A 13,228-nucleotide genomic window follows, 5' to 3' on the forward strand; every position below is an offset into this window, starting at 1 on the left:
CGTGGGGGCAGGATTGTGTAACAGCGCATAGCGCAAAGACGTAATCCTGTTGGAGATCGCTAAAGAACACAAGTTTGGCGAAAATTGGGTACAGAATCTGAGGCAGTGAGCCAGCTGTCCCTGACGCCCTTCGATCTACAGCGTGACACCCTACGCCTTCCCGGCTAAAGCCGGTCCTACGAAAAGCGTGCGGCATCTGTAGGACCAGCCTCTTCCCGGCTAAAGCCGGTCCTACGAAAAGCTGCGGCATCTGTAGGACCGGCTTCAGCCGGGAAGAGGCCGGTGCCTTGCGCCATCCGTAAAAAAACCCGGGCATCAGGCCCGGGTTTTTTAGTGCTGCGGCTGTCGACTCAGTGCAGGATCTGGCTGAGGAACAGTTTGGTGCGGTCGCTTTGCGGGTTGTCGAAGAAGTCGTTCGGTGCGGCCTGTTCGACGATTTCGCCCTTGTCCATGAAGATCACGCGGTTGGCGACGGTACGGGCAAAGCCCATCTCGTGCGTCACGCAGAGCATGGTCATGCCTTCTTCGGCCAGACCCACCATGGTGTCGAGCACTTCTTTCACCATCTCTGGGTCGAGCGCCGAGGTCGGCTCGTCGAACAGCATGATTTTCGGCTTCATGCACAGTGCGCGCGCGATGGCGACACGCTGTTGCTGACCACCGGAAAGCTGACCCGGGAATTTGTGTGCCTGCTCCGGAATGCGCACGCGCTCCAGGTAATGCATCGCAATTTCTTCAGCCTTGCGCTTGGGCATCTTGCGCACCCACATCGGCGCCAGCGTGCAGTTCTGCAGGATGGTCAGATGCGGGAACAGGTTGAAGTGCTGGAACACCATGCCGACTTCGCGGCGGATGGTCTCGATCTGCTTCAGGTCGGACGTCAGCTCGGTGCCGTCGACGATGATGCGGCCTTGCTGGTGCTCTTCCAGACGGTTAAGGCAGCGAATGGTGGTCGACTTGCCCGAACCCGACGGGCCGCACAGGACGATACGCTCGCCCTGACGCACGTTTAGGTTGATGTCTTTCAACACGTGGAACTGGCCGTACCACTTGTGTACGCCTTCCATACGGATCATGCCTTCGGCGCCCAGAGGCTTACTGATAACTTCACTCATCACAAAACTCCTAACGCTTGTGGCCTGTGTCCAACTTACGCTCCAGATGAATGGAGTAGCGGGACATGCCGAAACAGAAGATCCAGAACACCAGGGCTGCAAACACGTAGCCCTCGGTCGCCATGCCGAGCCAGTTCGGGTCGGCGGCTGCTTGTTTGACGCTGTTGAGCAGGTCGAACAGGCCGATGATGATCACAAGGCTGGTGTCCTTGAACAACGCAATCACGGTGTTGACCAGACCAGGAATGACCAGCTTCAGGGCTTGCGGCAGAATCACCAGGCCCATGCGGCGCCAGTAACCCAGACCCATTGCGGCGGCGGCTTCGTACTGCCCTTTCGGGATAGCCTGCATGCCGCCGCGCACCACTTCGGCCACATAGGCCGACTGGAACATGATCACGCCGATCAGGGCGCGCAGCAGTTTGTCGAAGTTCATGCCTTCTGGCAGAAACAGCGGCAGCATCACCGACGACATGAACAGCACGGTGATCAGCGGAACGCCACGCCAGAACTCAATGAAGGTCACGCACAGCACGCGAATGGCCGGCAGGTCAGAGCGACGCCCCAATGCCAGGATCACGCCCAGCGGCAATGCGCCGGCGATACCGACCGTGGCGATGACCAGCGTCAACATCAGGCCGCCCCACTGGCTGGTAGCCACCTCGGTCAGACCGAAGATGCCGCCGTGCAGCAGGAAAAACGCGACGATCGGGTAGATCACCAGGAAACTCAGTCCATAAATGGCTTTGCGTGGCACGGCTTTGATGAACAGCGGCGCAGCGCCGATGATCGCCAGCCAGACGGTCAGATCGACCCTCCAGCGCAGTTCCTGCGGATAGTAGCCATACATGAACTGGCCGAAGCGCTGTTCGATGAACACCCAGCAGGCGCCCGCCTTGGTGCAGTCGGCGCGGGTGGTGCCGACCCAGTTGGCGTCGAAAATGGTCCAGCTCAACAGCGGCGGAACGATCAGCCAGATCAGATAGATCGCGAACAGGGTCAACAGGGTGTTGATCCAGTTCGAGAACAGGTTCTGGCGGATCCATGCCATCGGGCCGAATACTTTACTCGGCGGCGGCATGTCGGGTTTGAAAGTATGGGATGTCATGCGCGTTTCCTCACCGCTCGATCAGCGCAATGCGCTTGTTGTACCAGTTCATCAGCAGAGAAATGCTGATGCTGATCGCCAGGTATACGCTCATGGTGATAGCGATGACTTCGATGGCCTGCCCGGTCTGGTTCAACACGGTACCGGCGAACAGCGAAACCATTTCCGGGTAACCGATACCGGCCGCCAGCGAGGAGTTCTTCGCCAGGTTGAGGTATTGGCTGGTCAGCGGCGGGATGATCACTCGCATGGCCTGCGGAATGATGACCTTGCGCAGCGTCGGGCCGGGACGCAGACCCAGCGAGCGCGCAGCTTCGGTCTGGCCGTGGCTGACCGACTTGATGCCCGAACGCACGATTTCGGCAATGAATGCCGCCGTATAAACGGTCAGGGCCAGGGTCAGCGCCAGCAGTTCGGGGATCAGCACCCAGCCGCCGACGAAGTTGAAGCCTTTGAGTTCCGGCAGTTCCCAATGCACGGGCGCACCGAAGATCAATGCACACAGCGCCGGGATCACGATGAACAGGGCAAGGCCCGCCCAGAACTTGTGAAAAGGCTCGCCGGTGGCTTCGAAGCGCTTGTTCGCCCATTTGGTCATGACGACGATCGCGACGATGGCCAGCACGATGCTGATCACGAACGGCCATGTGGCGTCATTGGTGATCGCCGCAGGCATGTTCAGACCCCGGCTGCTGACGAAGAACGAGCCCAGGAAACCATGTGCCGCGCGCGGGCCAGGCAGGGTCAGGAACACGGCGAAATACCAGAACAGGATCTGCAGCAGCGGCGGAATGTTACGGAACACTTCGACGTAGACAGTTGCCAGCTTGTTGACGATCCAGTTGTTGGACAAACGCGCCACGCCGACGATAAAACCCAGCAGGGTCGCGAGAATCACGCCGATGAAAGTCACCAGCAGCGTGTTGAGCAAACCGATAAGGAAAACACGCGCGTAGCTGTCGGATTCCTTGAAAGGAATCAGGTGTTGCGCGATGCCGAAGCCGGCACTGTTTTCAAGGAAACCGAAACCTGAGGTGATGCCCCGGTGTTGCAGGTTGGTTTGCGTGTTATCGAACAGATACCAACCCATCGCGACTACAGCGATAACCGTGATTATCTGAAATAGCCACGCACGCACTTTGGGATCGCTGAGGGATAGCCTCTGCTTTGGTGCGCTGATTTGATTTTGCATGGAGTGCCCCGGATGAAATGCAACGAAGTGCCCGGCTGCGGTTCACGCAGCCGGGCACAGGTCAATCAACGCACTGGTGGCGCGTATTGAATACCGCCGGCGTTCCACAAAGCGTTCTGACCGCGTTCGATTTCCAGAGCAGTGGATTTGCCCAGGTTCTTCTCGAAGATTTCGCCGTAGTTGCCGACTTGAGCAACGATCTTGACGACCCAGTCCTTCGGCAGTTTCAACTGAGGACCGTATTCACCGTCAGCACCCAGCAGACGAGCGACGTCAGGGTTCTTGGTGGATTTGGCTTCGGCTTCAACGTTCTTGGAAGTGATGCCGGCTTCTTCAGTGTTCAGCAGGGCATAACCGACCCAGCGAACGATGGACGTCCACTCGTCATCACCACGGGCCACGACCGGTGCCAGAGGCTCCTTGGAAATGGTTTCAGGCAAAACGACGTAGTCTTTCGGCGAAGCCAGCTTGGAGCGCTGTGCGTACAGCTGCGACTTGTCGGAGGTCAGCACGTCGCAACGGCCGGATTCCAGCGACTTGGCGCTTTCGTCGGAGGTGTCGAAGGTGATCGGGGTGTATTTCAGGTTGTTCGCGCGGAAGTAGTCCGACACGTTCAGCTCGGTGGTGGTACCGGCCTGGATACAGATGGTCGCGCCGTCCAGTTCCTTGGCGCTCTTCACGCCCAGCTTGCTGTTGGCCAGGAAGCCAACGCCGTCGTAGTAAGTCACGAAGCCCGGGAACTCCAGACCCATGCTCGCGTCGCGGGAGCTGGTCCAGGTGGTGTTACGCGACAGGATGTCGATTTCGCCGGACTGCAGCGCGGTGAAACGCTCTTTGGCGTTCAGCTGGCTGAATTTGACTTTCTTGGCGTCGCCAAAGACAGCAGCCGCAACTGCACGGCAGAAGTCCGCATCGATACCCTGGATGGTGCCGCTTTTATCAGGGACCGAGAAACCTGGCAGACCGTCACTGACGCCGCACTGGATGAAGCCTTTCTTCTGGATGGCGTCCAGTTTGGCGCCCGCCTGAGCGAAACCGGTCATACCAAGTGCTGCCGCGGCGGCCACTACAGCCAGGGTGGATTTCAACATCTTCATTCAAACCTCCAGTTTGCTCTTTGTTGTGTAGGAGCTTTTAGTCCCGTCGCACCCTTGTGAGGCATTAATGACCCGTGCTGGCTTGTTTTTGGGTCATGCGACGTAAGACCCGATTCCGGTCATGCAGGGCTGCCTGCCCAGTGCAGACTTCGGAATCGATCGGGTCAAACGGACTGAAGCCCCATGATGTCCTTGAACCACGAGGTTCAAAGCGGATCGTGCCTGGAATCCCGCTCGATGGACTCCTTGTTGCCTGCGACGTAACGATAGACTGACTCTGAAAAGCCGCATCAGTGTTACCGCAGTGGTGAGCGCCTTCACTCCGGGGGTTTTGTAGCAAAGCCCGTACCACCATGCTGGCAAAGTCGAATTAGCGACAGGTCAAGCGCAAAACTTGTAACCTTGCGACATCTTCTTTCATATCCGCCAACGCTCGCGCACCGCGTTAAAGCATCGCGCCAGAGCCGCCGCACACAAATGGAGCACACATGAGCGAACCGTTGATCATCGAGCCTGAACAGCCTGCCGATTCCTGCGTTATCTGGCTGCACGGCCTGGGCGCGGATCGCTTTGACTTCCTGCCGGTCGCCGAAGCGTTGCAGGAATCGCTCAAGACCACGCGGTTCGTGCTGCCGCAGGCGCCGACCCGTCCAGTGACAGTCAACGGCGGCTACGAGATGCCCAGCTGGTACGACATCAAGGCTATGAGTCCGGCCCGCGCGATCGACCGCGAACAGCTGGAAGGCTCGGCGCAGCGCATTCTCAGCCTGATCGAGGGGCAACGTGATGGCGGCATCGACCCGGCGCGCATCTTCCTCGCGGGCTTTTCGCAGGGCGGCGCGGTGGTGCTTCACACGGCTTTCCTGCGCTGGCAAGGCCCGCTGGGCGGGGTACTGGCATTGTCGACCTACGCGCCGACCTTCAGCGATGAAATGAACCTGTCCGCCAGCCAGCAACGCATTCCGGTGTATTGCTTGCATGGCAGTCATGACGAAGTCGTCCACAACCCGATGGGCAGAACCGCTTACGAGCAGCTCAAAGCCCATGGCGTCACCGCGACATGGCAGGAATACCCAATGGGGCACGAAGTGTTACCGCAGGAAATTTCCGACATAGGTGTCTGGCTCGGGGATCGGCTGCGTTAGAAGAGACAGGTGATCCTTCCAATTGTCTTGCGGATTTGGTATGGCACTACGCCGCGCCGGGTTCTTGCTTTACACTGCCCGGCGTACATTCCTTAATCAATCGATGAGATGACCGTGCTCAAAGCACTTAAAAAGATGTTCGGTAAGAGCGAGGCTGAGCAGCTCGCACCAGCACCCCTCCCCGCTTCCAGAACCCCGACCGAAACGACGCACCGGGAAACCGCCACGCCTGTCGTGTCCAAAGCTGAGCCTGAAGCCGCCAGCAAGCCTGCGCACACGCGGTCAAAAACGGAGCGGCCACGTCGCGAACGAGCGCCCAAGCCTGTCGTTCCTGCCTGGAGTCTCGACGACTTCAAAGTCGAGCCACAGGAAGGCAAGACGCGCTTTCACGATTTCCCGCTCGCGCCAGAATTGATGCATGCCATCCACGACCTGGGTTTCCCTTACTGCACGCCGATTCAGGCAGGCGTCCTGGGCTTCACACTCAAGGGCAAGGACGCGATCGGCCGCGCTCAGACCGGCACCGGCAAAACCGCCGCCTTTCTGATTTCGATCATCACCCAGCTGACCCAGACGCCGCCTCCCAAAGAGCGTTACATGGGTGAGCCGCGTGCGTTGATCATCGCGCCGACGCGCGAACTGGTGGTGCAGATCGCCAAGGACGCAGCGGCCCTGACCAAATACACCAATCTGAACGTGATGACGTTTGTCGGCGGCATGGACTTCGACAAGCAGCTCAAACAGCTCGAAGCCCGTCATTGCGACATTCTGGTGGCGACACCGGGCCGTCTGCTGGACTTCAACCAGCGTGGTGAAGTGCACCTGGACATGGTCGAAGTCATGGTGCTCGACGAAGCGGATCGCATGCTGGACATGGGATTCATTCCGCAGGTCCGTCAGATCATTCGCCAGACGCCGCACAAGGGCGAGCGTCAGACCTTGCTGTTTTCCGCAACCTTCACGGAAGACGTGATGAACCTGGCGAAGCAGTGGACCACCGATCCTGCCATCGTCGAGATCGAGGCTGAGAACGTCGCAAGCGATAACGTCGAGCAGCATATCTACGCCGTCGCTGCAGCTGACAAGTACAAGTTGCTGTTCAACCTGATCAACGATAACGGCTGGGAACGCGTGATGGTGTTCGCCAACCGCAAGGACGAAGTCCGTCGAATCGAAGAGCGACTGGTGCGTGATGGCGTCAACGCCGCGCAGCTGTCGGGCGATGTGCCTCAACACAAGCGGATCAAGACGCTGGAAGGTTTCCGTGAAGGCAAAATCCGCGTGCTGGTGGCTACCGACGTCGCTGGACGCGGGATTCACATCGACGGCATCAGCCACGTGATCAACTTTACCTTGCCCGAAGTGCCAGACGACTACGTCCACCGCATCGGTCGTACCGGCCGCGCGGGCGCCGACGGCGTGTCAATCAGCTTCGCCGGGGAAGACGATTCTTACCAACTGCCGTCGATCGAAGAGAAACTGGGCCGCAAGATCAGCTGCGAAATGCCGCCGACCGAATTGTTGCGGGCGGTGGTGCGCAAGCCACGCGCTCAGCCTGCCGCGGAATAAGCGGTACAAAAAAAATCTGTGGGAGCGAGCTTGCTCGCGAATGTTCAGGCCAGTCCCCAGAAGGGTGACAGATCCGACGTATTCGCAAGCAAGCTCGCTCCCACGTTGTTTTGTAGCCGCCTCAAGGGCGTCGGCTTCATTTCCAGCGATCCGCCGCCTGATGATCGCTGTCACGCCCTTCTACCCAGCGTGGGCCTTGCGAGGTGTTTTCCTTCTTCCAGAACGGCGCGCGGGTTTTCAGGTAATCCATGACGAAGTCGCAGGCTTCGAACGCGGCCTGACGATGAGCGCTGGCGACGCCGACGAAGACGATCGGCTCACCGGGCGCCAGCTCGCCGATGCGATGCAGCACCTCGATCCGGAGCAGCGGCCAGCGCAGCCGCGCTTCATCGACGATCTTGCCCAGCGCTTTTTCGGTCATGCCGGGGTAGTGCTCGAGAAACATTCCGGCCACTTCTCGCCCGTCGTTGAAATCACGGACGTAGCCAACGAAGCTCACCACGGCGCCCACGCCGACGTTGGCGTCGTGCATCGCATTGACTTCAGCGCCTGGATCGAACGGCGCGGCCTGCACGCGGACGGTCATGCTCAGCCTCCCGTGACAGTCGGGAAGAACGCCACTTCGTCACCCTGCTCGACCGGTTCGATCAGCGAGCAGAGTTCCTGATTGCGCGCGCACATGATGTTCTGTTCAGCCAGCACGTCCCACACCCCGCCGCGGGCGAGCAGGTGCTCACGAATCGCGCCGACATTGGCAAAGCTGCCTTCCAGCTGCTCGCTTTCGGTCCCCAGCGTCTCGCGGAAACGCGCGAAGAATTGAACCTGAACGTGAATGGTCATTGCGCCTCCGCCTTTTCATCGGCCATGAAGTGCCCGCTCTTGCCGCCAAGTTTTTCCAGTAGCCGCACCTGCTCGATGACCATGCCACGATCGACCGCCTTGCACATGTCGTAGATCGTCAAGGCGGCGACACTGGCAGCGGTCAGGGCTTCCATTTCCACGCCGGTCTGCCCGGAAAGCTTGCAGCGCGCCACGATGTGGACCGCGTCCTGGCCGTCAGCGTTGAGTTCGACTTTGACGCTGGTCAGCATCAGCGGGTGGCACAACGGAATGAGGTCGCTGGTTTTCTTCGCAGCCTGAATCCCGGCGATGCGCGCAACGGCGAACACATCACCTTTCGGGTGACCGCCTGAAACGATCATTTGCAGGGTTTCGGGCAGCATGCGCACACGCGCTTCGGCCACCGCCTCACGGGACGTCACGGCTTTTTCAGTGACGTCGACCATATTGGCGCGACCTTGGGAATCGAGATGGGTAAGCACGGGATGACTCCTGGACAGGAGTCGCGATTGTAAACCCTGCGACGCGGAAACTGTAGGAGCGTGGCTTGTCCCGCGATTGGGGTGGGTCAGCTAACGATGATGTAGATGATCTAACTCGCAATCGCGGGACAAGCCACGCTCCTACATGGGATGTCCATCCAGGGGCTCGTAACTGGAGTGGTCCGCGAAATAAAGGGGCGCCGGAACGTCGGCGCCCACTGATTCACGAAACAGTTTAAAGATGGCTCTCCGCGTATTCAGCCAGGATCGAGCGCGGCACGCCTTGCAGGGTGATGTGTACGCCGTTGGGGAAGTCCTTGAAGCGCTCCGTCAGGTAAGTCAGGCCGGAACTGGTGGCCGACAGATAAGGGGTGTCGATCTGCGCGAGGTTGCCCAGGCAGACCACTTTGGAGCCTGCGCCGGCACGGGTGATGATCGTTTTCATCTGGTGCGGCGTCAGGTTCTGGCATTCGTCGATCAAAATCAGGCTTTGCTGGAAACTGCGGCCTCGAATGTAGTTAAGGGATTTGAACTGCAGCGGCACCTTGCTGAGGATGTAATCGACGCTGCCATGGGTGTTTTCATCATCCATGTGCAACGCTTCCAGGTTGTCGGTGATGGCGCCGAGCCAAGGCTCCATTTTTTCCGCCTCGGTGCCCGGCAGAAAGCCGATCTCCTGGTCCAGCCCCTGCACGCTGCGGGTTGCGATGATGCGGCGATAACGCTTGCTGACCATGGTCTGCTCGATGGCCGCAGCCAGCGCCAGAATGGTTTTGCCCGAACCTGCGGCACCGGACAGATTGACCAGATGGATATCGGGGTCGAGCAAGGCGAACAACGCCAGACCCTGATAGATATCGCGAGGTTTCAGCCCCCAGGCTTCCTGATGCAGCAGCGGCTCCTGATGCATGTCCAGCAGCAGGATTTCATCGGCCTTGACGCCTTTTACCCAACCGACGAAACCTTGCTCGTCAATGATGAACTCGTTGATGTGAACCGCCGGAATCTGCTCGGTCATCTGCACTTTGTGCCAGGTGCGACCATGATCCTGGCGGGTGTCCACCTTGCTGACGCGGTCCCAGAAAGAACCGGTCATGGTGTGATAACCGCGAGACAGCATCGACACATCATCAACCAGCTGGTCGGTGCTGTAGTCCTCTGCCTCGATGCCGCAGGCGCGCGCCTTCAGGCGCATGTTGATGTCTTTGGTGACCAGCACGATACGCACGTCCTTTTTACGCGCATGCAGGTCGATCAACTGGTTGATGATGATGTTGTCGTTGAGGTTGTCGGGCAGCAGGCTATTGGGCTCTTGCCGCTTGGTCATGAGAATGGACAGGTAACCCTTGAAAACACCTGTACCGCGATCGATCGGTACGCCTTGCTCGACCTCCTCCGGGGTCGCTTCGCCGAGCGTCTTGTCTATCAACCGGATCGCCTGCCGACATTCGGCGGCGACCGAGTGCTTGCCCGCCTTGAGCTTGTCCAGTTCTTCCAGGACCGTCATGGGGAGTGCAACGTGGTGTTCTTCGAAATTCAGAAGCGCATTTGGATCGTGAATCAATACATTGGTATCGAGCACATAGAGGATTGGCTGGTTAGAGGAAGGGGTGCGTCCGTGGTCATCCATACTCGCTCACCTTTGTAGTAGCCAGGTAACGCAGCACACAGCGATGCTGCGCTGAAAAGGCCGCCGAGGCTCTCTCCTTAAGGCAGGAGAGAATTGCGCAAAGTGGGGTCTGGGTGACGCCACCTGTGTTGCAGGGTTCGGCGGTCTGTTGTCGTAATACCGCAAAACCGATGACATAAAAAAGCGTTTTGATGGCTTTTCCAAGTTTATTTCACGGCGTGACGAATAGCCCTTGGCGGATGGGTCACACGCGTTTACAGTCGGAAGTCCGGTCGGGAAGAAATCCTCGGAAAATTCCCACCGCCCTCTTCTTCAGAACCTCTACTCCCCTTGATCCACGGGCTCTGCAGCCTGATCCGCCGATTCTGCGGGTTGTTCGTCTGTGGTCGCATCGTCCGGGTCGGTGGACTCGTCTTGCGACGTATCTTCTTCGTCCGTCAGTTGCTGTGGGTAAATATGACAGTCCTCCCACAACACGCCGCTTTGGGCGGTGTTGGCCATCAGCCAGGGCACGGCTTGCTGCGCCTTGTCGGTGCTGTCGTGGAAGACGATATTGCCTCGCCGCCACAGCAACATCAGGGTCAACACGCGATTGGCAGTCTGTTCGGCGCTGAGACGGCCCGAGCTGTCCTGAGAATCGATATTCCACAACGACACGCGAATCTGTTGATCGCGAAAGAACGCCCCGCTGTCGGCGCGGCGATGACCGTAGGGCGGGCGGAACAGCGGCACAAAGTTGTCCGGCAGCACCTGCTGCGCCAGCGCCGCCGTACGCTCGATGGAATCCTGCCAGTCGACCCAGTGCGCGTGTGAGCGGTACTCCCAGCCTTGCAGTCCCACGCATTGTTGCCGGTAGACATTCTGCAACGCCTGGGGCGACGACGCGTCCAGACGGCTCTGCAGGCTCTTGCCCAGGACGAAGAACGTAGCGTTGATTTTCTGCTGACGCATGAAGTCCGCCAGCCAGTCGGTCGCGCCGTCAGCCACCGTCGGACCGCTCTCGAAGTTGAGCAGGAAGGTTCGATCAGGCATCTCCTCGCCACTCAACTCATCGGAGTTGTAGCGCTCGATCTCGCTGCTGGTCTGTGGAAACAACGCCGCCATGCGCAGCAATTCGTTCAGGTAACGCTGGCTGAAGGCATCGGCCGGCGCCGCCCAACCGGCGTAGAACGAATCGTCGGCAACTTTATATTCCGCCGCGCGCTGACGCAGCATCGGCACGTCATCCACCAGCACGCAGAAAGAGGCGTCGGCGTCGCACGACTTCTCCGCTGCCTTCCAGTTTTCGAACAGGCGCGACCACAGACGGGTGCGAATCAGATTGATGGTCGGCGAATTGACTTGCCGCAGACCCAACCGCCCCGCGAGCTGAGCATCGCTGAGGTTTTCGCTTTCCAGCAATTGATGGGCGAAGCTTAAAATTTGCGCTCGGGAGGCAACATCGAACAGTTGCGGTGTTTCAAGCGCTTCAGGCCATACGCTGCGATCCAGTGTCGCGATGTCGCCAGTCGCCGCCTGTGCGTTGAGTCCTACCAGGCAGGCGCCAATCAATAACAGCATGCGCAAAACGACGTGCTCCCAATCCTTGAACAAGAGGCCGAAACCGGCGAAGCACTATAGCGGATTGGCTGACGCCCTTGCAGGTTGCAGGTCACACGATCTGATCTGTTCCGCACCTATCATCACCATAGCTGGAGTCATCCGGGCACAACCCCTAGAATCGCGATCACGATCAAAGGAGACGAACGCATGCTGATGGTGATATCCCCAGCGAAAACCCTCGATTTCGAAACACCGCCGACCACCTCGAAATTTACCCAGCCGCAGTACCTGGATCACTCTCAGGAGCTGATCACCCAACTACGCGAGCTGACCCCGTCGCAGATCAGCGAACTCATGGATCTGTCTGACAAACTGGCGGGCCTGAACGCCGCGCGCTTCGGCAGCTGGACGCCCGCCTTCACGCCAGAAAATGCCAAGCAGGCGCTGCTGGCGTTTAAGGGCGACGTTTACACCGGTCTGGCCGCCGAGACCCTCAGCCAGACTGATCTCGATTATGCCCAGCAACACCTGCGCATGCTGTCGGGGCTATATGGCCTGCTGCGCCCGCTCGACCTGATGCAGCCGTACCGTCTGGAGATGGGCACCAAGCTCGCGAACGCGCGCGGCAAGGATCTTTACGCATTCTGGGGAAACCGGATCAGCGAATGGCTTAATGAAGCACTGGCCGACCAGGGCGATGACGTGCTGCTCAATCTGGCTTCAAACGAGTATTTTTCAGCGGTCAAACGCGCAGCTCTTAACGCCCGCGTGATCGACACCGAGTTCCGTGACCAGAAAAACGGGCAGTACAAAATCATCAGTTTCTACGCGAAAAAAGCGCGGGGCATGATGAGCCGCTTCGTGATTTCGGAGCAAATCGACAAGCCGGACGACCTGAAACAATTCGATGTTCAGGGCTATCGATACAGCAAAGAGCTGTCCGAAGCGGACAAACTGGTGTTCCTGCGCGACGAGCAACACGCCTGACAACCGACAGGAGCGCGCCGATCCGGTGCTCTCCTGATCGTCCCAAACGGCGCATTTAGGCGCCGATCTTGAACCCAATTCTTCCGATGACAGGCTGTGCGCGCTGACAGAGCGTCGGATCATTCCGTTTGGCGGAACATTTACACCCTCAAAAGGGTGGTTTTGAAGTTCCCTAAACGCCCATTTGACTGACGAACGGCCGCGAAAACAGGCTTTTGACGCCAATATTCAGGCGAAAATAAGTTCCCAAAATTTTTCTCAAAAATTTAACAACATTTTTGACTGGTAGCACATTGCTGCTCCACGCGAGTGGCAGTGTTACATTCACCCCCCGCAAACCCCCTGTAACTAAGGGCCGGACCTGAGCATGACATCATAGTGCCGCTATGCAGGATTGCTGATGTATTTCGAAAAATCTCAAAAAGAGGACGAGCGGCCAGGAACTTATGGGGAATGCTCACGCTCCTACATCCCGTAACAATTCTAGTCCACCTTGTGAGACATCTCTTACATGGCAGTAG

At 58.6% G+C, this 13,228-nt stretch carries 11 protein-coding genes and 1 pseudogene; 3 read left to right on the forward strand and 9 right to left on the reverse strand.

The genetic code is table 11. The features are described 5' to 3' along the window. Positions 1–350 precede the first annotated feature (350 nt). The 4 genes from BMZ10_RS12275 to BMZ10_RS12290 all read right to left on the reverse strand — a co-directional run bounded on the left by BMZ10_RS12275 (position 351) and on the right by BMZ10_RS12290 (position 4,512). Complete coding sequence (locus tag BMZ10_RS12275; RefSeq protein WP_093462069.1) at positions 351–1,115, reverse strand: amino acid ABC transporter ATP-binding protein; 765 nt, start codon at positions 1,113–1,115, stop codon at positions 351–353. Between the two features lie 10 nt (positions 1,116–1,125). Then, a complete protein-coding gene (locus tag BMZ10_RS12280) occupies positions 1,126–2,223 on the reverse strand; it encodes an amino acid ABC transporter permease (protein ID WP_093462072.1) in 1,098 nt (365 codons plus the stop codon). 10 nt (positions 2,224–2,233) lie between these two features. Continuing rightward, complete coding sequence (locus BMZ10_RS12285) at positions 2,234–3,415, reverse strand: amino acid ABC transporter permease (protein ID WP_093462075.1); 1,182 nt, start codon at positions 3,413–3,415, stop codon at positions 2,234–2,236. 65 nt (positions 3,416–3,480) lie between these two features. Beyond that, complete coding sequence (locus BMZ10_RS12290) at positions 3,481–4,512, reverse strand: amino acid ABC transporter substrate-binding protein (protein ID WP_093462079.1); 1,032 nt, start codon at positions 4,510–4,512, stop codon at positions 3,481–3,483. Positions 4,513–5,000: 488 nt separating this feature from the next. Between BMZ10_RS12290 and BMZ10_RS12295 the strand changes: the two genes are divergently transcribed. Both BMZ10_RS12295 and rhlB read left to right on the forward strand, forming a co-directional pair. Next, a complete protein-coding gene (locus tag BMZ10_RS12295) occupies positions 5,001–5,657 on the forward strand; it encodes an alpha/beta hydrolase (protein ID WP_093462082.1) in 657 nt (218 codons plus the stop codon). A gap of 108 nt (positions 5,658–5,765) precedes the next feature. Beyond that, entirely contained in the window at positions 5,766–7,226 is a 1,461-nt protein-coding gene (rhlB, locus tag BMZ10_RS12300; protein WP_177182104.1) for an ATP-dependent RNA helicase RhlB, read from the forward strand. A gap of 136 nt (positions 7,227–7,362) precedes the next feature. On the opposite strand, the gene moaE is transcribed toward rhlB, so the two are convergent. From moaE to BMZ10_RS12325, 5 genes and pseudogenes are all read right to left on the reverse strand, one after another. After that, on the reverse strand, positions 7,363–7,812 hold the full coding sequence (gene moaE, locus BMZ10_RS12305) for a molybdopterin synthase catalytic subunit MoaE (RefSeq protein ID WP_093462085.1): 450 nt from the start codon (positions 7,810–7,812) through the stop codon (positions 7,363–7,365). A 2-nt stretch (positions 7,813–7,814) separates the two neighbouring features. Next, entirely contained in the window at positions 7,815–8,066 is a 252-nt protein-coding gene (locus tag BMZ10_RS12310) for a MoaD/ThiS family protein (protein WP_093462088.1), read from the reverse strand. Further along, positions 8,063–8,548 carry a cyclic pyranopterin monophosphate synthase MoaC gene (moaC, locus tag BMZ10_RS12315; RefSeq protein WP_093462091.1) on the reverse strand — a complete coding sequence of 162 codons (486 nt, stop codon included), beginning with the start codon at positions 8,546–8,548 and terminating at the stop codon, positions 8,063–8,065. Before moaC ends, BMZ10_RS12310 begins: the two co-directional genes overlap by 4 nt. Positions 8,549–8,783: 235 nt before the next feature. Next, a complete protein-coding gene (locus tag BMZ10_RS12320) occupies positions 8,784–10,178 on the reverse strand; it encodes a PhoH family protein (protein WP_093462094.1) in 1,395 nt (464 codons plus the stop codon). A 405-nt stretch (positions 10,179–10,583) separates the two neighbouring features. Continuing rightward, positions 10,584–11,744 (reverse strand): annotated as a pseudogene (locus BMZ10_RS12325) (polysaccharide deacetylase family protein); the annotation flags it as partial. Positions 11,745–11,927: 183 nt separating this feature from the next. Between BMZ10_RS12325 and yaaA the strand changes: the two are divergent. After that, positions 11,928–12,707: a peroxide stress protein YaaA gene (yaaA, locus tag BMZ10_RS12330; RefSeq protein WP_093462097.1), complete on the forward strand. Its 780-nt coding sequence runs from the start codon at positions 11,928–11,930 to the stop codon at positions 12,705–12,707. The last annotated feature ends 521 nt before the right edge of the window (positions 12,708–13,228 follow it).

This window comes from Pseudomonas sp. NFR16 (assembly GCF_900108875.1).
GTDB lineage: Bacteria > Pseudomonadota > Gammaproteobacteria > Pseudomonadales > Pseudomonadaceae > Aquipseudomonas.

Excerpts from the sequence above, each read along its gene's own strand:
- BMZ10_RS12275 (WP_093462069.1), bottom strand. The coding sequence starts at position 1,115 with ATGAGTGAAGTTATCAGTAAGCCTCTGGGCGCCGAAGGCATGATCCGT.
- moaE (WP_093462085.1), bottom strand. The coding sequence starts at position 7,812 with ATGACCGTCCGCGTGCAGGCCGCGCCGTTCGATCCAGGCGCTGAAGTC.
- yaaA (WP_093462097.1), top strand. The coding sequence starts at position 11,928 with ATGCTGATGGTGATATCCCCAGCGAAAACCCTCGATTTCGAAACACCG.
- BMZ10_RS12285 (WP_093462075.1), bottom strand. The coding sequence starts at position 3,415 with ATGCAAAATCAAATCAGCGCACCAAAGCAGAGGCTATCCCTCAGCGAT.
- BMZ10_RS12310 (WP_093462088.1), bottom strand. The coding sequence starts at position 8,066 with ATGACCATTCACGTTCAGGTTCAATTCTTCGCGCGTTTCCGCGAGACG.
- BMZ10_RS12320 (WP_093462094.1), bottom strand. The coding sequence starts at position 10,178 with ATGGATGACCACGGACGCACCCCTTCCTCTAACCAGCCAATCCTCTAT.
- rhlB (WP_177182104.1), top strand. The coding sequence starts at position 5,766 with ATGACCGTGCTCAAAGCACTTAAAAAGATGTTCGGTAAGAGCGAGGCT.
- BMZ10_RS12295 (WP_093462082.1), top strand. The coding sequence starts at position 5,001 with ATGAGCGAACCGTTGATCATCGAGCCTGAACAGCCTGCCGATTCCTGC.
- BMZ10_RS12290 (WP_093462079.1), bottom strand. The coding sequence starts at position 4,512 with ATGAAGATGTTGAAATCCACCCTGGCTGTAGTGGCCGCCGCGGCAGCA.
- BMZ10_RS12280 (WP_093462072.1), bottom strand. The coding sequence starts at position 2,223 with ATGACATCCCATACTTTCAAACCCGACATGCCGCCGCCGAGTAAAGTA.